We start from the raw sequence: 24,385 nt of genomic DNA on the forward strand, positions 1-24,385 counted from the left end.
GGTGAACGTCATCATGGCTGTAGTATCCATGTGGTTACTGCTGAGCTTGATGCCGGCGCTGTTTTGACCCAAGCGCTGCTTGAAGTCAATCAAAAAGACACTGCTGATAGTTTGCAAGCACGCGTACAAAAAGGTGAACATCAACTGCTGCCGTGGACGATATTACTAATTGCTAACGGTATTATTGACTTAAACACCCCGCATAATGATGCTGAATTATCTTGCTTACCTGCTTTACCTTTAAAGCTATGGTTAAATGATTAAGGCTTGAAGTCTATTTATATATTTTAAAAAAGCAGAATCCGTAATTGGTTCTGCTTTTTTTATGTGCTTAAATAACGAGGTGTTTATAGCAAATTGCTAGCAAAAAAATACCTCGTTACGCAATAACGAGGTATTTAGAAAACTAGGCTTTTAACAAACTAGGCTTTTAACAAACTAAGCATTTAAAATTAGAAGCCTAAAACATTCTAATAATTAAACAGGCTTTTTACCAACCACGTGTACAGCTTTAATATTCACAAACTCTTTGATACCAAAGCCTCCATGTTCACGACCATAACCTGAGTCTTTAACGCCACCAAATGGCAAGCCTGGATTGACTAAGTTATAACCATTGATATAAACCATACCTGTGTCAAAATGCTGCTGGGCTAAATTAATCGCCTTTTCTTCATCTTTTGAGAAGATAGCACCGCCCAGTCCATAACGACTGTCATTGGCAATTCGGAACGCATCATCTTGGTCTTTGGCACGAATAAGCGCTGCCACAGGACCAAATAGCTCGTCTTTATAAGCAGGCTGGTCTGGTTTGATATTTTCCAGAATTGTTGGTGGATAAAAAGAACCCGGCTTATCAGGTATTTCACCGCCCAAGGTAATGGTTGCGCCTTTGCTGACACTTTCTTGCACTTGTTTATGCAACTCATCACGCTGCTTGCTGCTTGACATCGGCCCTACGTCAGTCGATTCTTCCATTGGATCGCCGATTTGATAGCCTTTAAACTTCTCAATAACCAAATCACGGAATTTGTCATAAACACTATCGACGACCACAAAACGCTTAGCCGCGATGCAAGTCTCACCATTGTTATATAAACGTGCATGGGCACAAGTAGTAGCCGCTAAGTCTAAGTCGGCGTCTTCTAATACGATAAAGGCATCGTTTGAACCAAGTTCCATAACGGTCTTTTTCAGCACTTTTGCCGCTTGCTGCGCTACCACTCGACCAGCGACATCACTACCCGTTAAGGTGACACCACGTACTTTTTCGTGCTCAATGACTTTTTCAGACTGATCATGGCTAATGATGAGCGTACGGAATAAATCATTTGGCAAATCAGACTCATGCATGATTTTTTCAATTAACAAACCTGAGCCTGTTACGTTTGAAGCATGCTTAAGCAAGATACTATTACCGGCCATTAAGTTGGCAATGGTATAGCGGAATACTTGATACGCGGGAAAGTTCCATGGCTGGATACCATAGATAATACCGATAGGATTGTAGCTGATTAAACCTTTTTTGATGCCTTCGATATCGCGCTCATCATCCGCTAGCGCGGCAATTCCTTCACCAGCGGTGAAATCACAAATTGCTTTACATAGATCTACTTCACCTAAGCTCGCCTCCAAGGTCTTACCGCGCTCCTCGGTCATCAGCTTCGCAAGCTCTTCTTTATATTTCATCAGCGTCTCGCCAATGGAGTTAATCACTTTGGCGCGCTCATCGGCACTGACCAAACGCCATTCTGAAAAGGCTTTATGCGAGGCATCGATAATTTTATTAACTTCATCGCTGCTCATATAAGTATAGTTTTTAATGTCTTTACCCGTCGTTGGGTTCACAGTGGTAATATCTGCCATGATAATTATCCTTATTTATTTGATTATTATGTAATAAATAATTGATTAATAAAGATTCTTTTTAAGAACCGTTTTATCAATAGATGACTCAATATGATTACTAGATATGACTACTATCTAAGTCTTTATGCTAGATAAATAACAATATTGAGAGATGAACAAGCCACTTCACATTGAGATAGCTGTATTTATTGAGATAGCTGTATTAAGAGATATGTAGTTAAAGGCGCTAACGATTAGCTCATATTTCTTAACAATGCTTGTGGCAATTGTCTTTTTACTAAATGTTCATCTATCATAACAAAAGGATTTGACCATAGTTTTACAAGTTATGAAGAAGTGTGGATGAGATGTTAACAGTGTGTCATTGATAAATGTCATGCAAACTTTGCTGTAAAAAAATAGCTTGAGCCAGATCAATAAAGCCTGAGTATCTAATGGGCATAAAAAAACCAGCACATAAGAGATGGGCTGGTTTTATTCATTTATTAAACGCTGATTTTATTATTAGCGTATTAAAACAAATGGTTAATAATCGGTATTTCTTGCGGTGGATTGTCTTCTTCATCGACGATTTGACGGGCCACATGCATGATAAGTTGGCGTAACCAGCGATGGGCTGGATGATGTTGCAATAAGGGCGACCACGCCATGGTCAGCTCAAACTCAGGGATAAAAAATGGCGGCTCTTCCATTTTAATGCTGTCATTATTGGCTTGCATTTTTGCCACCCGCGTCGGCAAAGTCGCAATCAAATCTTTATTGGCTGCAAGCATGGCGGGCATTTGGTAATGGCGGGTAAAAACACTGATTTGGCGTTTTTGACCTAAGCGTTGTAGCGCCTGATCGATAGAACCAAGTCCGCCAGATTTTTCTGGATTGACGCCAAAGCCCACACCCATACCCGTTTTAGATACCCAAACATGCTGCGCTTTTAGATAATTTTTTAGATTAAAGCGGTTGGCATAAGGGCTTTCTGACGACAATAAACAGCTAAAGGTATCGCGCCAAACCAAAACTTGATGGAAGCTTTGTGGAATCTCATTAAAGCGGTTAATCGCCAAATCAACCCGACCCTGCTCCATATCACGATATGAGACGTCAGATGGCGTCAAGAAATCCAAAATGACATTGGGCGCTTCAGAACGCAGCGCTTTAACAAGCTTAGGCACCAAAGTCGCTTCTGCATAGTCTGAGGTCATAATACGGAAAACGCGCGAGGTACTATAAGGGCGAAACTCGGTACGCGGCTCGAGCACTTGGGTCAAATCGGCAAGTATCTCACGAATACGCGGCTGCAGCTCAAGTGCGCGCTCGGTTGGCGTCATGCCCTCTGAGGAACGTACCAACAATGGATCATTAAACAATTTGCGTAAGCGCCTTAGAATATTACTCATCGCAGGCTGGGTAATACCAAGCTGCTCAGCAGCACGTGTGACGTTTTTTTCACGAAGCAGCACATCTAAATGCACCAATAAATTCAAATCAACCCGCTGCAAATTCATATATTTTTCTCTTTGCCTTAGAATAAATACCACAATAAGCTTGAGCAAGCTTGGCATTTTTCGCGCTGTTATTTTAACTAAAGCTGCCATAACAGCATAATATAACTATATTTTTTATTAAACTTTTCTAGAATATGCTTATTATAACGCAATTTAACCAGCATAAGCCATTGTTTTATCTATACTATAAGCACATAAAATACCCAAGATAACAATCATAAATTAGATAAATCTTGGTAAGGCAGTTATAGTGATTGCCGTAGACCAAATACAGCGAAGACCACAAAAATCCGCTCTGAGCGTTAAATGTAGTGAGTCTAACCGCTTAATAATAAAAGCATTTTGAAGATGAGTCGTGATAGCACAGTACGATTAAATGGGCAATGAGCCATCATAAATTATCGTGTCATCGCCTGTCTTAGAGACAGCATCGATTATTGTAACATCTCTTATCACCAAATATGATATTGCTAACCCATAATTGCTTAAACATTATATTGCTTAAACATCATATAGAAGCTTTTTAAGCATAGAATATTTTCAATTACTACCGCTATCATTTAGCTATCGTCACTCACTATCAGCTAGCTACGGTCACTTAACTATAATCATTTGATAGTCAGCACATATTTTTACCCACTAGCTTTTAACTAAATAATTTTTAACTGACAAGTTCAGCAATCGCCTTGTATTAATAGGCAGGTTTGTTTAGGGTAAGTAAGGCTGGCTGGATAATTAAGCGGCAACCTAGTTTTAACGATATTAAATTGGCTATATCACGCAAACTGTCATATTTGATGTCATACAAGCTTGATATAGTGACGATAAGAACTAGGTTTAGGTTTAGGTTTAGGTTTAGGTTTAGGTTTAGGTTTAGGTTTAGGTTTAGGTTTAGGTTCAGGTTTAGGTTTAGGTTTAGGTTTTAGTAAAATACAAAGTTCGTAAGATACTTATTTATTAAGATAAAAAGTTAGTTGCCCCATCTTTAATTGTTTTGACAATTAAATTTTCGTTTTTTACACCCCACCAAGGAGACTATAGATGTCAACTGCATATAAATCAGCGATCGATTTAGTACGTGAATTAAAGCAAAAGCACGGTAACTGGCAGAACATTAGCGAGACTGATGCGGCACGTATGATGTCACAAAACCGTTTTAAAACCGGTTTAGATATCGCAAAATATACTGCAAAAATCATGCGTCAAGATATGGAAGACTATGACAATGATACGTCTCAGTACACGCAGTCTTTAGGTGCATGGCATGGTTTTGTTGCCCAGCAAACTATGTACGCTAAGAAAAAATACTTTGGTACGACGTCAAAAACTTATATCTACCTATCAGGTTGGATGGTTGCAGCCCTTCGTTCTGAGTTTGGTCCTCTTCCTGACCAATCTATGCACGAAAAAACCTCTGTGCCTAAGCTAATCGAAGAAATCTACACCTTCTTACGTCAAGCTGATGCTAAAGTACTAAACGACTACTTCCGTGAGCTAAACGCTGCAGAAGAAGCCGGTCAAGACACTTCAGCTATCCTAGAAAAAATCGAAAACTTTGATTCACACGTTGTGCCAATCATTGCTGACATCGATGCAGGTTTCGGTAACGAAGAAGCGACTTACTTGCTAACTAAGCAAATGATCGAAGCTGGTGCTTGTGCTATTCAGGTTGAAAACCAAGTATCTGACGCTAAGCAATGTGGTCACCAAGCTGGTAAAGTAACGGTACCGCATGAAGACTTCATCTCTAAACTAAATGCTATTCGTTATGCATTCCTAGAGCTAGGTGTTGAAGACGGCATCATCGTTGCTCGTACTGACTCTGAAGGCGCATCACTAACGCAAAAAATCCCAGTATCAAATGAGCCAGGCGACCTTGCTTCTAAATACATCGACTTCATCGAAATGGAAGAAGTGACTTTAGAAAATGCAAAAGAAAACGACAGCTTGCTTAAGCACAACGGCAAACTAGTACGTCCAGTTCGCTTGCCAAACGGTCTATATCAGTTCCGTGAAGAAACGAACATCGACCGCGTTGTCCTTGACTGTGTCACTGCTCTAGAAAACGGTGCTGATCTACTATGGATCGAAACACCAACTCCAGACGTAGAACACATCAAAATGATGGTTGACCGTATTAAAGAAGAGCAGCCTAAAGCCAAGCTTGTATACAACAACAGCCCATCATTCAACTGGACGCTTAACTTCCGTAAGCAAATCATCGCTCAGTGGGAAGAAGAAGGCAAAGACATCTCTGCATACAATAAAGATGACTTGATGAGTGCTGATTACGATGGTACTGAACTTGATACAGCAGCTGACGAAGCGGCTAGAAACTTCCAACGTGATGCATCACGTGAAGCCGGTGTATTCCATCACTTAATCACGCTACCTACTTATCACACTACTGCTCTTAGCGTTCATGAACTTGCTAAAGGCTATTTCGGTGATGACGGTATGCTTGCTTATGCAGCTGGCGTACAACGTAAAGAAATCCGTGAAGGCATCGCTTGTGTTAAGCACCAAGCAATGGCTGGTTCTGACCTTGGCGATGATCACAAAGAAATCTTCTCTGGTGAAAACGCCCTTAAAGCTGGCGGCGGCAAGAACACGATGAACCAGTTCTAATGTCCGACCACTTATAAGTACACTTTATAAGTAAAAGTTTTAAGAAAAGCCGTCCTACCTTGTAGGGCGGCTTTTTTATGCGCTATACATAACCCCATCTCCTGCAATAACAGTGCTACTTAAGCAATCGTTTCATTAACTGCCGTTCATTTACTCACTACTCCTATTACTTGAGCCAACCAAAACAAAAGTTTTACTTGTTATTCACCGATAGCTTTCATACGATGGTAATCAATGAGATAATAATTTACATAGTATTAAAATAATCGGGAGCCATCATGCAAGAGATAGAGCTAAAGTTTTTGGTACCAGAATCACGACTAAAAGGCTTGCTGCGCCAAGCACAAGTCAAATCATCTGAAGTAACGCAACTGGCGGCCCATTATTATGATACCCCTGACCAACAGCTTGCACAGGCGGGTATTGGCTTACGTATTCGTAAAGAAGGCGATGCGTGGGTACAGACCATCAAAGCGGGTGGCGACGGTATTGCGGCACGTTTAGAGCACAATGCGCCACTGGATAATGAGCAGGTACAGGCTATGCTCGATAGTAATACGCTCATGCCCGATTTAAGCATTTATAAAAACACCTCTGTCGCTCCTGCTTTGGCTGAATTTAAACTAAAAAAACTGGCCAAAAATCTTACTCGGTTATACGTGACCGATGTCGAGCGCACCACACGATTGCTGGTAGATGAGAGTGACGATGAAGCAAATAACCATATCGAGATGGCATATGATTATGGAGAAATTATCCACGGTAATGATGATAGCCAGCGCGACGCTATTCAAGAAATTGAGTTTGAGCTAATATCAGGCGATATAGACTTTTTATTTACCACGGCCAAAACGTGGTGTAAGCGTTATAAGCTTTGCCTGTCTACGGTGACCAAGGCTGAGCGCGGTAGCTTGCTGATTACAGGGCAACATCATAGCCCAGCCGTCAGTGCTGACCTTGACCAGCTGACTATCAACAAAGACAGCAGCATGCCTGCATTTATACGGGCAGTAGTGCATAACTGTCTGCTGCAAATACTACCAAACAGCAGCGCTATCGTCGCGGGCAGCGAAGATGATGACCATATCCTGCAACTGTACATTGGCATTGTCCGCTTGCAAGCTGCCCTACAAGCATTCGCCAGCTATTCTGACGAAATCAATCCAGACTGGCTGCCGATAGTAAAACAAACAGCGGCTTTAATTAATAACTACCAAAAGCTTGCCTATCTCGCCTTCCATATAGAGCCTGATTTACAACAGCAGGGCGCACCTATCGTCGATTGGGCAGCTGACATTGATACGCTCAAGATTAGCCCAAAGGATACTGTCGGTGCCAATGATTTTCAGCTGACCTTACTTGAGCTGATTGCCTTTACCATGAGCGACCCAAGCCTTGAACCGCAAGCGGATAAACCCGTCATCGATAAGCTGGCAAAAACATTATCCAAACAGTATGCAAAGCTTGGCAAAGCAGCACAAATACTACAGAGTAAAAAGGGTGCTGACTCAGATAGCATCACTATAGAAAATAATGATTTAAAAAATGATGAGTTACAAAGTATTGACTCAGAAGATAGTGACTTAGAAGATAGTGACTTAGAAAACGTCAATTCAAAAAGTATCAACTCAAAAAAACTTGATGTAGAAAATGACGATATAGAAAATAGTGATACAGAGCAAGCAATGAGCAAGCTGCATCAGCAGTTAACAACCTTACTTTATATCAGTGAATTTGCCGCGCCATTATTAGAGAAGAAAAAGTCAAAAAAGAAAACCAAGCGCTGGCTAAAACGTTTGGTCAAAGCGCAAACAGCTTTGAATCACTATCGCAATCATATAATGTATCAACAGCGCTATCAGTTGAAATCAGAGACAGATAGCAATGCCCTATATGGCGCTGGTTGGTTTTCAGCCATGCTAACAAGAGACCATAAGCGCAGCGAAAAACGCTTGGCTAAAGTGATAGACAGCTCAATATTTTGGTAAAAATGCTCATAGCATTATGAATCAAGCTTAGAATAAACAAAGCTTTAAATAAAAATCTTAGCATAAAAAAGACAGCTCATTATATATGGGCTGTCTTTTTTATAAACTTAGCGCTTTTATAAACCTAGCACTTTCATACGCTCGCTAACTGGCTGATAGGTTTTCTCGCCAGCAGGCTCAACAATGTTACCGAACGGCATTTGCGCAACCAATTCCCAACTATCTGGAATAGAAAATGCTTTAGCGGCATCTTCATCAACAAGCGGATTGTAGTGCTGTAGGTTGGCACCAACGTTCAAGGTACGTAGCTCTGTCCACATGGCATATTGATGCATGGCCGAGGTTTGCTGAGCCCAAACGGGGAATCTGTCTGCATATAGCGCAAATTGCTCTTGCAGCGATTGAGTCACGTTTTTATCTTCATAAAACAGCACAGTACCCGCGGCAGCACGGAAACCGTCTAGCTTTTGCTTACTGCCAGAAAAGTCGCCATCACCAACGGCTGCACGCAGTTTCTCTTCGGCGATATCCCATAGCTGCTGATGCTCGGCACCAAACAATACCACCAAGCGCGAAGATTGTGAATTAAAAGCAGAAGGCGTATGCAATAAAACACGCTCGGCCATATTGACAATCGCTTGTGGCTCTACTGGTAGCTCATTGCCCAAAGCATATACCGAACGGCGTTCATCAAAGGCTTGTTGTAAAGTGACTAGACTTTCTTTAGACATCATCATTATCCTGATAATTATAATAGAATGTAGGTTAAACGTGCCGTATTTGGCATGACACGTTGATATTAACAAGGAGGCTATTATATCAATATACTAAATAACGTCTAGACTCTATAAAGTTTATTTTATCAATCACTCTATAAAGTTATTCTGTTTTACTTAAGCTTTAATGAGTAATAAATAGTAGCTAACTAGCGATAATCATCACTGCTGTACCTTCTTCCACTCTCTCAAATAATTCCATAATATCCTCATTACGCATACGTATGCAGCCATGTGAGAGCGGCGAGCCCATCGGCTCGCTGTCTGGCGTACCATGGATATAAATATAGCGCTGATAGGTATCACAGCCACCTTGGCTATTGCTGCCTTTATTGACTCCCTCTTCCAGTCCACTTAACCAGAGAATACGGCTTAATATCCAATCGCGCTCAGGATGGTGCTTGCCAAGCTCTGCACTATATATCTCGCCCGTAGGAATACGGCCAATGAATACCGCATTCATAGGTTCATTTGCGCCGATTTTCTTGGCGATAAAATGTTTGCCAAGGGGCGTGCAGCCGCTATCTTGCTGACTGCCTATGCCATTTTTAGCGGTAGACACCGTATATTGAGTCACTTCTTTATCGTCTTGGTAAAGAGTTAAATTTTGCTGAGCAATATTAATCACTAAATGCCTATTCGTTTTTTCATTATTTGTCATAAAGGGATTCCAGCGGTCATTCACCTAATGGATGTCATTATTGACCGCATGATGAGTAAGTTGAGTGAATTTTTCTATTATTAAGGGATTGTATCAAGGCTTTTGGCACCGTAATATAGGGGCACACTTTTTGATGCTAGCAGATTATGACGACTATTTCACCGACACGTGTGTCGATGTATGATTTTCTCTATCAAGATACCAAGCCGATGGTGTCATTATTGGCAGATGCGGCCAAGCTTTCATTACCGCAAGCGCGCTTGGCGATGGATGCCAGCTTGCAAGCCATTGTCAGTGCTTTGCTTGCTTACCAGCAGCATAATGATGGACAAGCGGTGAGCAAAAAGCTGTTTGGGCGCGGCGCGGTTAAAGAGCTGCGCCAATATAACTCGATGAATTTTTCCACCATCAATGCGACGTTATATCATCGCCATGAAGCGGCGGATGCGATATTTTATGATAATGCTCGCGTGATTAAAGCCAGTGAATATATTGCCAAACAGATTGACGCAACGACATCGCAAGTGCAGATATTGCTCACGTCTCTATGCGTGATTGTCTTACGCGAGCTGGCTATTTTAGCCGAATATAGCCAACTTGATAATGATGAGATGGATAAATGGTTTGCCTTACAACCGCAGTTTTTATCAGCTGCTCGTTTTGCCGCCAATGAACCAACTTCTATCGAATCGAATGAAGCTAATGAAGATAAAAGTTTAACTGCGCCGATAGAAGGCGTTTTGGAATCGGCAGCTGAAATAAAAGCAGAAGTCGAGAATAGCCCTAATACAGAACGTACCTTATTAAGTATAGAGCAGCTCGCTGATACCCCGCCAGTTTTTAATCCTTGCTGGCATGAATTGACGACATTTAAACCTGAACGTCATGAGCCGGTGCAAGATATGCAACTGGCGACGGGTAATTATTTAAAAGTCATCGGACGCTCATCTGCAAATGCTCAGCAAGGCAAACATAATGACTTGCTCATGTTTGCAGAAATGACCGCTATCAGCTTACCGCACCAACGCTGGTTGCTGCAATTGGCTAAAATTTCAGAAATATACTTGCAGCGTAATCGCCTACGTATTACCTCCGAGCCTGCCAGCGCACCGAAACCACCTTTGGTCAGTTTGGGTCTAATCGGTAGCAATAACGACAATACGCCAACCACCGCCAGTGAAAAGCCCATTGAATACGACGCGCCTATACCTCTCTGGAAAAATCCCGTTATCTTGATTATTATAGCTGTTATCGGCGTGCTTGGCGCGCTTGCCGCTCTTAAATATCAAAGCCAAAAATCTGATGGCGTGTTACTGGCGACAGAAGAGGTCATAGAACAAGACCTTATTAAGGAGCGTCAACAGCAAGATGTGGCTATCGTCATGGTAGACGATGATGAAGATGGTGCTGAAGAAGCAAAAGCAGCACAATGACAAGTGGCAGCAATTAATACATAACTTTTTAATCATCAAAAAATAGTCGAACAAACCTGCAAAAACCCATAAAAAAAGGCGCTAACTTAATAGCGCCTTGTTTATTTCTTCTTGCTTATGTTGTGTCGATAGTAGACTGACTTTAAAATCAATATAGTGCGACTGGAATGAATTTTTCGTAGCCTCTGTGATAACAGCAAGCAAGGAAAATTTATAACAGTCGCACGTGACTATTAACGTATCGTCTATGTCTCGAATTGACTACCGCAAATCTGGCTTACTTCGATAAATCACGACCACGGCTGGCTTCAATCGCCAAACGCAGACCATTTAAACGGATGAAGCCTTCGGCGTCTTTTTGATCATAGGCGCCTGCATCATCTTCAAAAGTGGCGATTTTTTCATCGAACAATGAATCATCTGACTTACGACCAACGACGCTTACAGAACCTTTGTATAATTTAACGCGTACGGTACCGTTGACATATTCTTGTGATTTGTCAATCAAGGCTTGTAGCATCATGCGCTCAGGGCTGAACCAATAACCGTTATAGATAATCTTAGCGTAACGTGGCATCAGCTCATCTTTTAGATGCGCCGCTTCACGGTCAAGCGTCAATGATTCGATACCGCGATGCGCTTTTAGCATAATAGTACCCGCTGGGGTTTCATAGCAGCCGCGTGACTTCATACCGACATAACGGTTTTCGACGATATCTAAACGTCCGATACCATGCTTACCGCCAATCTCATTAAGCTTAATCATCACTTCATAAGGCTTAAGCGCTTCACCATCGATAGCAACGATGTCGCCTTGTTTGTATTCTAATTCTAGATATTGTGCTTCGTCAGGTGCTTCTTCTGGGCTAACTGACCAGCGCCACATATCGTCTTCTGCTTCGGCGTATGGGTCTTCTAAAATACCACCTTCATATGAGATATGCAGTAAGTTGGCGTCCATTGAATACGGAGATTTTTTCTTATTGCCGGCATAATCGATAGAAATATTATGTTCTTCAGCATATTTCATCAAGCTTTCACGGCTCGATAAATCCCACTCACGCCATGGCGCAATGGTGACCACATCAGGAGACAAAGCAACGGCGCCAAGCTCAAAACGTACTTGGTCGTTACCTTTACCGGTCGCACCATGGCTAATAGCATCGGCGTTATGTTCTTTAGCAATTTCAACCAAACGCTTGGCAATTAATGGACGCGCGATAGAAGTCCCTAGCAGATACTCGCCTTCATAGATGGCATTGGCGCGGAACATCGGGAATACGTAATCACGGGCAAATTCTTCACGTAAGTCTTCGATATGGATATGCTTGATACCCATTGCTTCAGCTTTGGCGCGCGCAGGCTCAACCTCTTCACCTTGACCAATGTCAGCGGTGAAAGTAATCACTTCTGCATCATAGGTTTCTTGTAGCCATCTGGCGATAATTGAGGTGTCAAGACCACCTGAATATGCCAAGACGATTTTATTAATAGTTTTTGGATCAAGCTGAGCCATGAAGAACTCCTAATATAAGAATTTATTGTCGAATACATTTAATGGGACGTAAAATGCGAATGATGGGATGAAATCAATAAAAGATAGATTGCCTGCTCAGTGTACATCATATTTACTAGCGGCAAAAGTAGCACTGCCATCAGGCACTGGGTTTTCCCTTATATTTGAGGTTAATTCTATAAATCCGGTTATTTCAAATAACAGTCGCTGTAAACAACCCTCATTAAACAACTATCATTTCTAACAAGATTCTTAAAACTTTGTCAAAAGTTAATCCGGTAAAAAATCGCTTATCATTTATGTACAGATATTTTTCCGCATATTTAGTCAAGTAGGCAAATCTGTTATGATAGCAGCACAGCAAGACTCCCCCCTTCACTCCCGTATATGACGATATAGAGCGCGATGACACCATGACTGATTCGATTAGAGAATTAACCATCCTGCAACCAGATGATTGGCATATTCATTTGCGCGATGATAAAGCGTTAGCAACCACTGTTCCGCATGCCGCCCAAAGCTTTAACCGCGTCATCTGCATGCCAAACCTTGTGCCACCTGTTAAAAATGTTGATGATGCCCACGCTTATCGTGCGCGCATCATGCAGCAGTTAGAAGCAAGTAATTTGAGTACTGAGCGCAAAGCAGCTTTTGACCCACGGATGACCTTGTATCTTACGGATAACACCAGCGCCCATGATATCGAAATGGCGGCAAAATCAGGTATCGTCCAAGCGGTCAAGCTCTACCCTGCTGGCGCAACCACCAACTCTGCTGATGGCGTTACTGATATCAATGCCCGCGTCGATATCTTTGAAGCGTTAGAAAAATACAATCTGCCATTACTGCTACATGGTGAAGTGACTCACGACCATGTCGATATTTTCGACCGCGAAAAACGCTTTTTAGACGAAGTATTGGCACAAATCATTGTCAAATTTCCAACCATGAAAATTGTAATGGAACATATCACCACCAGTGATGCCGCTGACTTTGTTTTAGCACAAGGAAATCAAGTTGCTGCCACCATTACGCCGCAACATCTGATGTTTAACCGCAATCATTTACTGGTCGGTGGTATTAAACCGCATTTTTATTGCTTGCCTATTTTGAAGCGCGAAAGCCATCAAAAAGTATTGTTAGATGTTGCCACCAGTGGCAATCCGAAATTCTTTTTAGGCACAGATTCTGCGCCTCATGCAACGAACGCAAAAGAATCTGCTTGCGGCTGTGCCGGCTGTTATAGCGCCGCTAATGCGCTACCGCTATATGCCACCGCTTTTGATAGTGTCGGTAAAATTGATAAGCTTGAAGGGTTTGCGAGTCGCTTTGGCGCTCAATTCTATGGCTTACCAGTCCACGAAAGCACCATTACTTTGATCAATACGCCGATGCAAGTACCAACCGACTACCCTTATTTTGATGGCTCGTCGTTAACGCCATTAATGGCGGGCGAGATATTACCTTGGTCTATTAAAGCCTAATAGTGATGACGTAAAACTGCCTGCGTCTCTATTATCTATTCGATCCCCTATAAAATAAACATCGTGCTACTGGTATAAATTGTGCGCAGCCTCTGGAGTGCGAAGCGCACAGCAAGCAAGGAAAATTTATACCAGTAGCGTATTATAATATTTGTACTTATTTTATTTAGGGCTATCTCCTATGATAGACAATGTGCTTCTGCTAAAAGGCAACTCCATTAGCAAAAGCAATACTCGCATCATAGGATGTTTATTTTTTAGCGATTTTTAATTCAATTCTTTAACTTAATTTTTTACTTCAATGCCACAGCACGACTGATAAAAGCGATTTAACTTGATATGACCATTCAAAACGATGCCGCCCTACCTGAAAACAACGCAAACAATACTAGCAATGTCACTAATACTAGCAATGCAACCAACACGACCGATGGCAACACAGACGAACAAGCGCCCATGACCTTAAAAGAGCGTTTTCGTAAGTTCTTGCCTGTCGTCGTCGATGTTGAAACGGCCGGCTTTAATGCGCAAACAGACGCCTTATTAGAGATTGCCTGTATTCCTGTGCTGCTAAATGAGCAGGGTGTGTTTTATCCGGGCGAGGCTTTAAATGCTCATATCGAACCCTTTGAAGGGTCAAACCTTGAGCCAAGCGCCCTCGCTTTTACCGGTATTGACCCTAAAAACCCACTACGTAAAGCCATTGCCGAAGATGAAAAAACAGCGCTACGCCGTATTTTTAAAGGTTTAAAGGAAGTGCGCCGTACTGAAGACTGCCGCCAATGCGTCCTTATCGGCCATAATGCGCATTTTGACTTGGGCTTTTTAAATGCGGCGGTACTGCGTACCAATAGCAAAAACCATAACCCATTTCACAATTTTTCAGTCTTTGATACCGTGACCCTGTCTGCCTTAGCATTTGGACAGACAGTATTAGCACGTGCCTGTAAGGCGGCTGGCATCGACTTTGACGGTAAAGACGCTCATTCAGCGCTCTATGATACCCAAAAGACCGCTGAGCTATTTTGTCATATCCTAAACAGCTACCCTATGCTATCGAATGCGATGCATCTTGAGCAGAGCAACTCGGAGGTGACAGAAGATAGCGCCGCAGACACTACCGTACAAGCAACCGATAGCGACACCAAATAACATAAAGCACACGCCCTCCATTGTTAAACGCAAATAATAGTGCTATCTATAGTTAATAACCTGCTATGGATTATTTGAGCTTAACAAAAGGGACTTTGCTATGGAGCCACAGTTTAAGTTATGGGCAACCATCATCGGTTATATGCTGCTCGCTTTAACCATTAGCACTTGTACGTCGTTATGGATTCGGCATCATTTAAAGCGTAACGACCTACATCCACGCCGCGCGCTCAAAAAAAGATATTTAATTTTAAAAAGACGAAGAAAAAGGCTTGACAGAAAACGCAGACGCCATTAGAATACGCACCACTTCAGCATAAAGGTGAAAGCAGCTGAAGCGTTGTACTAGTCCCCATCGTCTAGAGGCCTAGGACACCGCCCTTTCACGGCGGTAACGGGGGTTCGAATCCCCCTGGGGACGCCACTATTTGGCGTCACTTGTTAGCAAGTTTGCTGTAAAGCATTGATAAGACTAATAAGCGTACCATCAAAAGGCCCATTCACATTTTTTGTGAGTGGGCTTTTTTTATGCCTGCTCATTTCTCATGCGTTGTTATAATTTCGTATCAGTGACAATGCAGCGGTTTATGATGACTTTTTATGATAAATTTATAAAAGCAAAAAGCTTATGACAGCAAAAAGCCAGCGATTAATGCTGGCTTTTTTAATATGTGAGTTTTATTTTTTAGAAAAGCCTACCAAATCTTATCTGCTAGCATCAGCCAAAGTAGCGCCAATACAATCAAGCCGCCCAATATGGTCTGAATAAGGAAAAAGGCTTGGTGCTGTCCGACTACTTTGCCCAAGGTTACCCCTAAGGTATTATATTTTATCGGCTGCGTATCAAGCTCGCCGGATTTTTCTTGTTCTTCATAATAACCTTGCAGAATATCCAAAAACCGCTGCCATTCATTAGCGCCCCACGTATTGGGCTTAAACGGCATAAAGGCTTTAAGCTTAGGCTCATTCACCATCCAACGCTCAAGCGTAATAGAACGTAGTGACCAGCCAGCAAAACGGCGCTCAGCAATCGCTGAAAAATCCAAAATCTTTAAATCTTGATGTCGATCATCTACCAATAAGCGATTTTTTAGATTGGTTAATGCTTGCTCAGAACCTTCCACACACTGGAAAAAGTATCCGTTGCCGTAGCAAAGAATACCAGTAATATTATCGGCTTTGTTCAGCTTAATGGCGACTTCTGCGATGTCGTTAAGCGTACTCGCACTTGCAAGACCAGTCGACGTAATGTGGCTCAGATATACAAGCTGGCAGAGATCTGGCGTTACTGGATTTGTCGAATCATTGACTGTTGACAATCAGCTACTCCCTATTTTCAGGTAAATGTCGCTAAGACAACCATACTAACTTTAGATAAAAAATACTGACAAGATGTTTGAGGATAGCAAATCCACTTGTTATATTATTGATTTATAAATGTTTATATTAATTGTATTAAGTTGGTTACATCATAGGCTATTTTCGTCATCAAAGCAATATATGTTTATCTTAAGCCTCTACTTATTAATACTAAGCTATGCTTTAGAATTATTTATAGGCAAAATATGATATGAATATGTCTTCCTAGAATAGGTAATTTAAAAGTTTTAGAGACATAAAGAGAAAAAATAGGCGCATGAAGTTATAAGCGCTCAATTTAGTTATTGAGAACGTTAAGATTGATAGCAAAACAGGTTAGATAGAAAACAGTTTACATAGAGAATAAGAATCATAAAGGAAGAGTGCTTTATCGCTTCTTATAAGTGCTTTATCGCTTTCTATAATAATTAGGATTGGGCGGTAAGAATCGCTGCGAGCAAGATAGCGTCGTCAGGATAAGTCAGTTTGATATTTTGTCGACTGCCAGACACCAAGCGAATCGGCAGCTCTAAATGTTCAAAAGCGCTGGCCTCATCGGTAATTTCTAGCTGATTCTCAGCAACATAGGTTAATACTCGCTGCAACTCACCTAAGCGAAATACTTGCGGCGTTTGTGCTTGCCACATATGACTACGGTCGATAGTGCGCTTAGCGTAAGAGTGGCTGCTGCTATTGACAGGCTTATCTATAACGCCGTTTGTGGTCTTAGATTGAGCATGAGGCTGGGTGTAGGACTGTTTTAAGGTATCCGCTACTGGCGTGGCGAGAATAGCGCCATAAGGCTCTAGCATCGCCGCTTCAATCACCTTATTGATATCCTGTTGCGGCACCGCAGGACGTGCAGCATCATGTATCACGACCAAGTCTGAATCTTTAGCACCTGTCTGACGAATGGCTTCTACCCCTGCTTGTACCGATTGCCAACGCTCAGCGCCGCCAATGGCATACTGTATCGGCAGCGCAAAATTGAGTGTCTTTGCCGTGCTGTCATCTGCCGCTATAACCAATAAGCACTTATCAATATAAGCACTATTAGCAAGCCGCGCCACGCTATGCTGTAGCAAGGTCTGCCCTTGTAGCATGGTATATTGCTTTGCGATAGAGGCACCAAAACGACTACCGCGACCAGCAGCAACAATCATGGCATGTATATGTGGTGTGGTATTCATAAGGTGGCTTTGATTGATACTCATGGTTGGATTCCATGATGATAGGACTGGAGAGAAGTGAAAAAGAGGTTTAGATTTTAACCATAAATATTTTAAGACCAATAATGTCACTACTGTAGATAGTAGAAAACACTCATTTTGTAAAATTAAGAGCGATTAATAACGGCTGTGCGTCGTCGGCGCTGTTGATACTTGTACGAAGGTCTCATTTGGCTTAATTAAGCCCAAATCTAAGCGCGCGTGTTCTTCTACTGCTTCAAGACCGGTCTTTAAGTCATGAACGTCAGTGCGTAGCAAATTATTTGCCGCTACTTGGTTATCATTTAAGCGCTGCTGCTCATCAATCTGTGTCAGCAATTTATTATGCTCAAACTGACCGTTTTCACCCAGCCAATATTGATATTGCAGTCCTAAAAGGACGGCAACGGCTAAAGCAAGTAGCATAAATTGGCTAAAGTATTTCATAAATTGATCACGCCAAACGATAAAGAGACAATAGAAAACAGATAATAGAGTAAAGTAAAAAACTAAGTAGGCTTAGCTTAATGAGCGATATATCATCATATCAATGACGATATATCGCTTAGTTTTAAGCCTAACTGCTTAGCTGTATAGCTTATTAGCCACGTAGACCGATAAACTCTTCACGGCCACGGTAGCTTGCACGTACTTGTTGCTCGATACGTAATAACTGATTGTATTTTGCAACGCGGTCTGAGCGGCATAGTGAGCCTGTTTTAATTTGACCAGCAGCAGTACCAACCGCCAAGTCTGCAATGGTGCTGTCTTCAGTTTCACCTGAACGATGCGAGATAATCGTTGCATAGCCGTTTTTCTTCGCCAGATAAATCGCATCTAGCGTTTCTGATAAGGTGCCGATTTGGTTAAACTTAATCAAAATCGCATTAGCAATTTTCTTATCAATGCCTTCTTGCAAGATAGCAGGGTTGGTCACAAATAAATCATCACCGACCAATTGGACTTTATCACCAATCTGCTCAGTCAAATACTTCCAGCCATCCCAGTCCGACTCATCAAGACCATCTTCGATAGAGATAATAGGATATTGACGCGCCAAGCCTACTAAATAGTCAGAGAAACCTTGGCTATCAAAGGATTTATTACCCTCGCCTGCCAAGATATATTGACCGTCTTTATAGAATTCACTGGCCGCGCAATCTAAAGCCAAATGAATGTCTTCGCCAGCTTTATAGCCAACTTGCTCAATCGCTTGCATGATAACAGTGATAGCTTCTTCGTTGCTACGTAGGTTTGGTGCAAAACCACCTTCATCACCAACCGCTGTATTCAAGCCTTGTGATTTTAGGACAGATTTTAAGCTGTGGAAAATCTCCGTACCCGCACGCAGCGCTTCTGAGAAGCTAGTGAAACCAACCGGCTCAATCATAAACTCTTGGATATCAACCGTGTTATCCGCATGCTCGCCGCCGTTTAAGATGTTCATCATCGGTACAGGCATCGTCAATGACGTCTGATTGCGCAAGTTTGCAATGTATTGGTGTAGTGGCAGACTTTGTGACTTGGCAGCGGCTTTAGCAGTCGCAAGAGAGACTGCTAGCATGGCATTAGCGCCAAGGCTGTCTTTGTTTTCTGTGCCATCTAACGCAATCATTGCATCATCAATGCCTTGCTGCTCGGTGACATCTTTGTCCATTAGCGCACTGCGAATCTGGCTATTGACGTTGGCAACGGCTTTTTTGACGCCTTTACCCATGTAGCGATCTTTGTCGCCATCACGCAGCTCAAGCGCTTCACGTGAGCCAGTAGACGCGCCACTTGGGGCAGCAGCACGGCCAATAGTGCCATCAGCTAGGATAACATCGGCTTCAATCGTTGGGTTACCGCGCGAGTCTAAAATCTCACGAGCGCGAATGTCTTTAATTGCGGTGACGTTGGTGGTTTCTTCAGCGTACATAATGTCTGTTAATTCCTTTGGTCATGCCAAGTTTGTGGGATAAATAACGGCAACTAGAATACAAAAAAGATAAAAAATATCGTATAGCAAATATGCCCAAACCAGTCTTACCTGTTTATACGATTTATATCATCTGATACCAGTGATACAATCCGCTTATTTAGCGCATGATTTTGCGAATAGTGAAAAGTTGGTTTGGCACTTTAAGCGTCGGCTATAATGCTTGGCATCATAGCATAAATTTTGCCAAACTTCCCTTATCTTACACCAACTTGCGCCCATAAAAACCTATATGAGCAGCGATAGTAGTCGTTATCAAAGCGTTTTGTTAGTGCCGTTATTAATAGTGATATAACGCTTACGCTTTTGTTAAACGTTTGCTATTGCTATGTGCGCCAGAGACAGTGTTATCCAGTTCAACCTCGGTTTTAAATCGTGTCAAACGTAACGCGTTCATTAATACCGAAATAGAGCTGAGCGCCATTGCAGCCGCGGCAATCATAGGATTTAAAAAGCCAAAAGCGGCAAGCGGAATACCAAGGCAATTATAAATAAAAGCAAAGAATAGATTCTGCTTGATATTACGCACCGTGGCATTCGCAATTTTTTGCGCCGCATCGATATGCATGAGCGACTCGCCCATCAAGCGCGCAGAAGCACTGTGCTGTGCGACATCCGTACCTTCAAACATGGCAAAGCTGGCATCGGCAGTTGCCATCGCTGGCGCATCATTGACGCCGTCCCCTGCCATGGCAACTTTATGACCCGCCGTTTGCAATAAAGCAATTTGGCTGGCTTTATCACGTGGGCTCATTTTACCGTAAGCTTGCTCGATACCCAGCTGCCCTGCCACATGGTCAACGACCGATTGCTTATCACCACTCATCAAAATGACATTGATGCCAGCATCTTGTAGCGCTCTTATGGCTTGCGGCGTGTCATCCTTTAAGTCATCAGCAAGGGCAAAAGCACCTAGCGGCTCATCGTTAATACTAATAGCGACCGTACTGGCGATTTGCCATACTTTTGGCATCAGCTTTGGCAGCGTCAAATTAGCAAACTCTGCGCTACCAACCTTTATTAAGCCTAAGCCTTCGATATTTGCTTGTATACCAGCGCCCTTTATCACACTGATATCAGTCACATTCATCAATGGCAAGTTTCGCTCAGTAGCCGCGTTAATCAATGCCGTCGCTAATGGATGACTGGCATGCGCCTCAACACTCGCGGCAATTTGCAGGACATCATCAACGGCTAGTGACTTATCTACCATCACATTATCGACGATAGCAGGCTTACCGATGGTTAATGTGCCTGTCTTATCCAAAACAACGGTATCGATATTGCCTGCCGCCTCTAAGCTTTGCGCGTCTTTAAACCAAACACCATGACGCGCGGCGACACCCATACCAGCCCTGATAGCCGCTGGCGTGGCCAAACCAAGCGCACGTGGGCAAGCAATGACCAATACCGACACGGCATGCATTAACGCCGTGTCAATCATACCCGTTAGCCACCATGTCAGCCCAAAGGTGATCAAGGCAATCGTCACCACGACAGGAACAAAAATAGCCGTTACTCTATCGGCAAGGCGCGCTAAATTGGCTTTTGAGCCTTGTGCATCGCTGAGCGCTTGTACCATATCACCGAGCTTCGTATCGCTACCTTTAGCACTAACGCGATAGAGTAAGCTGCCGTTTTCGACGAGAGCGCCTGCTAGCAGTCCATCACCTACTTCTTTTTTCAGTGGTACGGACTCACCGGTTAAATGACTCTCCACACACCAGCCACTACCATCGATAACTGTCCCATCGGTTGCCACGCGGCTGCCTTGCTTAGCACGCAAGATATCGCCTACTTGTACATCTTGCAGCGCAACATTATGAAAGTCGCCATTCGGCTGCTGCTGCTCAACTTCATCGGGGGTTAATGACAATAGTAAATCAATACTGTTTAAGCTGTGCTTTTTGGTGCGCTCTTCAAGATATTTACCCGTACGCACAAAAGCAATGACCATTACCCCTGCTTCAAAATATACAGCTGGGCCGTGTCCACTACCATGACCACTTTGCAATAGACTGTTTAACGTACCATCGCCATGGGTCAGCCATAGATATGTTGAATACGCCCAAATAGTTACCGTACCGATGACCACCAGTACGTCCATATTGGCAAGACCACCTTTGATGGATGCCCAAGCGCTTTTGTAAAAGGGTAATGCCAATCCAAACTGTACAATCGTCGCTAGGATAAACTGAATCCAAACCGGCGGCATCCACGCCATACCTTGCCCAACAAGCATGCCCGCCATACCCACTAAAAACGGCAGCAAGCAAACCCATAACCCAATCAAGCGCCACGGATACTCAGTCGCGGTATCCTCGTCTGTTTGTGCAAACAAACTATCTGCTGCTTGCAAATTGGCCACGAAGCCGGTTTTATTTACCCATTCTGTGACCTGCTCAGGCGTGGTCTGCGTTGGGTCATAATCAACATTGGCAGTCTCGCCAGCGAAGTTTACACTTACCTCATATACCGATGGTTTTTTGTTCAGTACCTTCTCGATTCTTGAGGCACAGGCCTGACACGTCATTCCATCAATGGCCAGTTGCAAGTGTGCACGCGTAGGCGATGTCGTCGTATTGGACTGAATATCAGTTTCAACATCATAGGACTGCTCATTGCTGGTACGGGTAGAATCATTCATAAATAGAACTCGTTATTGCGTTATAGCGCGTTATAGCGTTTATCAATTGATATGGCCATAAAAATATCAGTGGAGGGAAAATCTAAATGAAACAAGTAAAGCGTTTTAAAGTTGAATATGAATCTTAATGGATACTAAATATTAAATGGATACGAATATTGGCTATTCAAGTATGTCACTCTCTACAGCTTAATAACGCTCAGCACAATGATAGAAGCAACTTAATATGTATAAATAGTGATTGCTCATTAAAAAAACCATTTAAATATCCATTAAAAAACCAGCCATGATAGCTGGTTTACTTAACTAAATGACAATGCTTACGAGTTAGCAACGGTGGCATCGAAGCCCGCTTCATCGATAGCAGCAGCAATGACTTCTGCACTGGTTTTGCTATCATCAAAGGTGACTGTCGCTTGATTGTCTGCAAGCTCGATACTGATATCATCTAAACCATCGATATCAGCGGTGGCATTATGGACGCTTGCCACACAGCCGCCACAAGTCATGCCATCAATCTTAATAACACGGGTTTGGTTTGCCATGAGAGGCTCCTTATTTTTATAACTGAGTTTTTATGAGTGAGTATTTTTATAGCTTTAATAAACTGCTTTTATCGCTGTTTTCTAAATACAGTCATTGCAGCATTGAACTAGCATAAGCCCAATTAAGCTGAACAACAAGTTTGATTGCTCGTATCTTTACGAAACCGCTTTATGAAAGTGTATCTTCCTTTATCAATGCCTCACCGCTAATCATGATAACGTGGATTTTGCGGGGCATCGATAGGAAACGGTTGAGTGACGTAATCGACCATACTGATTGCCGCAACGAAAGCATGGATGGTCGTTTGCGTATCATCATAACGAATGAAGGCAACACCATTTTCAGGCTCCAGCTCAATTTCAGTGACACCGGTAATATTTTTTAGCGCCGTCATCACGCTCTCAAGCCCTTCGGTATCATCGATATTTTCGATACTTACCTGCGCTATTTTAATCGCCATCGTCTTACCCTCTCATCGATATCATTGTTAACATTATTAATGCGTATCTAATACCTCAAAGCCTTTAACCAAATCATCTATCTGCTTGAGCTGACGTAAAAACGGCTCTAACTGACTGGTTCGCAACGCACATGGACCATCACATTTTGCAACTTCTGGGTTTGGATGCGCCTCTAAGAATAACCCGGCCAGCCCTGTTGCCATACCTGCGCGAGCAAGGGTGGTGATTTGCTCACGGCGTCCGCCGGCACTGTCACTACGCGCACCCGGCTGCTGCAAACTGTGCGTTACATCAAAAAATACCGGAATATCCATCTGCTTCATGGTATCAAAACCAAGCATATCGACGACCAGATTATTATAACCAAAGGCACTACCGCGCTCACAAAGTATCAGCTTATCGTTACCACCTTCAAGACATTTATTGACGATATGACGCATCTCATGCGGCGCTAAAAACTGTGCTTTTTTAATATTAATAATCGCATCTGTCTTTGCCATCGCATGCACCAAGTCAGTCTGACGCGATAAAAACGCTGGCAGCTGGATAATATCAGCAACTTCAGCGACGGGCGCTGCTTGATAAGGTTCATGGACGTCAGTGATAATTGGCACTTGGAATTTTTCTTTAATTTGCCCAAGCCAATCGATACCTTGCTCTAGTCCAGGACCTCTATAAGAATGTAAGCTTGAACGGTTAGCTTTATCAAAACTGGCTTTAAAAACATAGCCGATATCCAAACGCTGACATATATCAACATACTGCTCGGCAATCTCAAACGCCAATTCTTTTGACTCTAAGACATTCATACCACCGAACAATACAAACGGCTGATCATTACCGATATTGATTGTATTGCCATTTGGCGTCATAAGCTTGATATGCGATTGCGCCGTTAATAGATTTTCCATGAAGCGGTAACCCTCATTATTGTTATTTACTGTTATTACGCACAGTTATTATTAATGCTACTTTCCCATATTGTAACCGATAGCCCCATGAAAAAAAGTATCTAAGCGTAATTGGGCGTAATTACATCTCGCTGATACTGTAGATTACTTCATAAAAGCGCTATTGCTAGAAACCGCTATTAAAAAATGGCTAAATAAAGAGTAAAAAAAAGACCAATCCGAAGATCAGTCTTTTTTTTAACGATTAAGCTGTCATGCAATAACGA

19 protein-coding genes and 1 tRNA gene are annotated in these 24,385 nt (G+C 42.6%); 7 read left to right on the forward strand and 13 right to left on the reverse strand.

All coding sequences use genetic code 11. From position 1 onward, the window contains the following. Positions 1-264: formyltransferase family protein (locus JMX94_RS02940; RefSeq protein ID WP_265088930.1), on the forward strand; the 264-nt coding region annotated here is incomplete at its 5' end. A 213-nt stretch (positions 265-477) separates the two neighbouring features. On the opposite strand, the gene JMX94_RS02945 is transcribed toward JMX94_RS02940, so the two are convergent. Further along, entirely contained in the window at positions 478-1,866 is a 1,389-nt protein-coding gene (locus JMX94_RS02945) for an NAD-dependent succinate-semialdehyde dehydrogenase (protein ID WP_201563058.1), read from the reverse strand. A 515-nt stretch (positions 1,867-2,381) separates the two neighbouring features. Then, positions 2,382-3,371, reverse strand: coding sequence for a LysR family transcriptional regulator (locus JMX94_RS02950; protein ID WP_201563060.1), 990 nt, complete (start codon positions 3,369-3,371; stop codon positions 2,382-2,384). A gap of 1,041 nt (positions 3,372-4,412) precedes the next feature. Between JMX94_RS02950 and JMX94_RS02955 the strand changes: the two genes are divergently transcribed. Further along, complete coding sequence (locus tag JMX94_RS02955; RefSeq protein ID WP_201563062.1) at positions 4,413-5,999, forward strand: isocitrate lyase; 1,587 nt, start codon at positions 4,413-4,415, stop codon at positions 5,997-5,999. Positions 6,000-6,277: 278 nt separating this feature from the next. Further along, positions 6,278-7,987, forward strand: coding sequence for a CYTH and CHAD domain-containing protein (locus JMX94_RS02960; protein WP_201563064.1), 1,710 nt, complete (start codon positions 6,278-6,280; stop codon positions 7,985-7,987). 116 nt (positions 7,988-8,103) lie between these two features. Here the strand turns inward: JMX94_RS02960 and JMX94_RS02965 are convergent, their stop codons facing one another. Both JMX94_RS02965 and JMX94_RS02970 read right to left on the reverse strand, forming a co-directional pair. After that, positions 8,104-8,718 carry a nitroreductase family protein gene (locus tag JMX94_RS02965; RefSeq protein WP_374220390.1) on the reverse strand — a complete coding sequence of 205 codons (615 nt, stop codon included), beginning with the start codon at positions 8,716-8,718 and terminating at the stop codon, positions 8,104-8,106. A gap of 190 nt (positions 8,719-8,908) precedes the next feature. Then, complete coding sequence (locus tag JMX94_RS02970; protein WP_201563066.1) at positions 8,909-9,424, reverse strand: L,D-transpeptidase; 516 nt, start codon at positions 9,422-9,424, stop codon at positions 8,909-8,911. 146 nt (positions 9,425-9,570) lie between these two features. On the opposite strand from JMX94_RS02970, the gene JMX94_RS02975 reads away from it, so the two are divergent. Next, entirely contained in the window at positions 9,571-10,857 is a 1,287-nt protein-coding gene (locus JMX94_RS02975; protein ID WP_201563068.1) for a hypothetical protein, read from the forward strand. 277 nt (positions 10,858-11,134) lie between these two features. Here the strand turns inward: JMX94_RS02975 and JMX94_RS02980 are convergent, their stop codons facing one another. Next, on the reverse strand, positions 11,135-12,373 hold the full coding sequence (locus JMX94_RS02980; protein ID WP_201563070.1) for an argininosuccinate synthase: 1,239 nt from the start codon (positions 12,371-12,373) through the stop codon (positions 11,135-11,137). Positions 12,374-12,786: 413 nt separating this feature from the next. Here JMX94_RS02980 and pyrC point away from each other — a divergent pair, with 413 nt between their 5' ends. From pyrC to JMX94_RS02995, 3 genes are all read left to right on the forward strand, one after another. Then, positions 12,787-13,857 carry a dihydroorotase gene (gene pyrC, locus JMX94_RS02985; protein ID WP_201563072.1) on the forward strand — a complete coding sequence of 357 codons (1,071 nt, stop codon included), beginning with the start codon at positions 12,787-12,789 and terminating at the stop codon, positions 13,855-13,857. Between the two features lie 456 nt (positions 13,858-14,313). After that, complete coding sequence (gene rnt / locus JMX94_RS02990) at positions 14,314-15,009, forward strand: ribonuclease T (protein ID WP_374220391.1); 696 nt, start codon at positions 14,314-14,316, stop codon at positions 15,007-15,009. A gap of 348 nt (positions 15,010-15,357) precedes the next feature. Further along, a tRNA-Glu gene (locus tag JMX94_RS02995) sits at positions 15,358-15,433 on the forward strand. 271 nt (positions 15,434-15,704) lie between these two features. On the opposite strand, the gene JMX94_RS03000 is transcribed toward JMX94_RS02995, so the two are convergent. From JMX94_RS03000 to kdsA, 8 genes are all read right to left on the reverse strand, one after another. Beyond that, positions 15,705-16,328: a BLUF domain-containing protein gene (locus JMX94_RS03000; RefSeq protein ID WP_201563076.1), complete on the reverse strand. Its 624-nt coding sequence runs from the start codon at positions 16,326-16,328 to the stop codon at positions 15,705-15,707. A 468-nt stretch (positions 16,329-16,796) separates the two neighbouring features. After that, a complete protein-coding gene (gene ispD / locus JMX94_RS03005; RefSeq protein ID WP_227673487.1) occupies positions 16,797-17,582 on the reverse strand; it encodes a 2-C-methyl-D-erythritol 4-phosphate cytidylyltransferase in 786 nt (261 codons plus the stop codon). Between the two features lie 132 nt (positions 17,583-17,714). Further along, on the reverse strand, positions 17,715-18,023 hold the full coding sequence (locus JMX94_RS03010) for a septum formation initiator family protein (protein ID WP_183620640.1): 309 nt from the start codon (positions 18,021-18,023) through the stop codon (positions 17,715-17,717). Positions 18,024-18,177: 154 nt separating this feature from the next. Continuing rightward, positions 18,178-19,494: a phosphopyruvate hydratase gene (gene eno / locus JMX94_RS03015; RefSeq protein ID WP_201563078.1), complete on the reverse strand. Its 1,317-nt coding sequence runs from the start codon at positions 19,492-19,494 to the stop codon at positions 18,178-18,180. A 358-nt stretch (positions 19,495-19,852) separates the two neighbouring features. After that, positions 19,853-22,201, reverse strand: a complete 2,349-nt coding sequence (locus JMX94_RS03020) for a cation-translocating P-type ATPase (RefSeq protein ID WP_201563080.1) — start codon at positions 22,199-22,201, stop codon at positions 19,853-19,855. Between the two features lie 320 nt (positions 22,202-22,521). Next, positions 22,522-22,746 (reverse strand): heavy-metal-associated domain-containing protein, encoded by a 225-nt coding sequence (locus JMX94_RS03025; RefSeq protein ID WP_201563082.1) that lies wholly within the window; start codon positions 22,744-22,746, stop codon positions 22,522-22,524. A 206-nt stretch (positions 22,747-22,952) separates the two neighbouring features. Then, complete coding sequence (locus tag JMX94_RS03030; RefSeq protein WP_087814436.1) at positions 22,953-23,207, reverse strand: heavy-metal-associated domain-containing protein; 255 nt, start codon at positions 23,205-23,207, stop codon at positions 22,953-22,955. A gap of 36 nt (positions 23,208-23,243) precedes the next feature. Then, positions 23,244-24,080 (reverse strand): 3-deoxy-8-phosphooctulonate synthase, encoded by an 837-nt coding sequence (gene kdsA, locus JMX94_RS03035; RefSeq protein ID WP_227673500.1) that lies wholly within the window; start codon positions 24,078-24,080, stop codon positions 23,244-23,246. Positions 24,081-24,385: the final 305 nt, after the last annotated feature.

This window comes from Psychrobacter sp. CMS30 (assembly GCF_904846565.1).
Lineage (GTDB): Bacteria > Pseudomonadota > Gammaproteobacteria > Pseudomonadales > Moraxellaceae > Psychrobacter > Psychrobacter maritimus.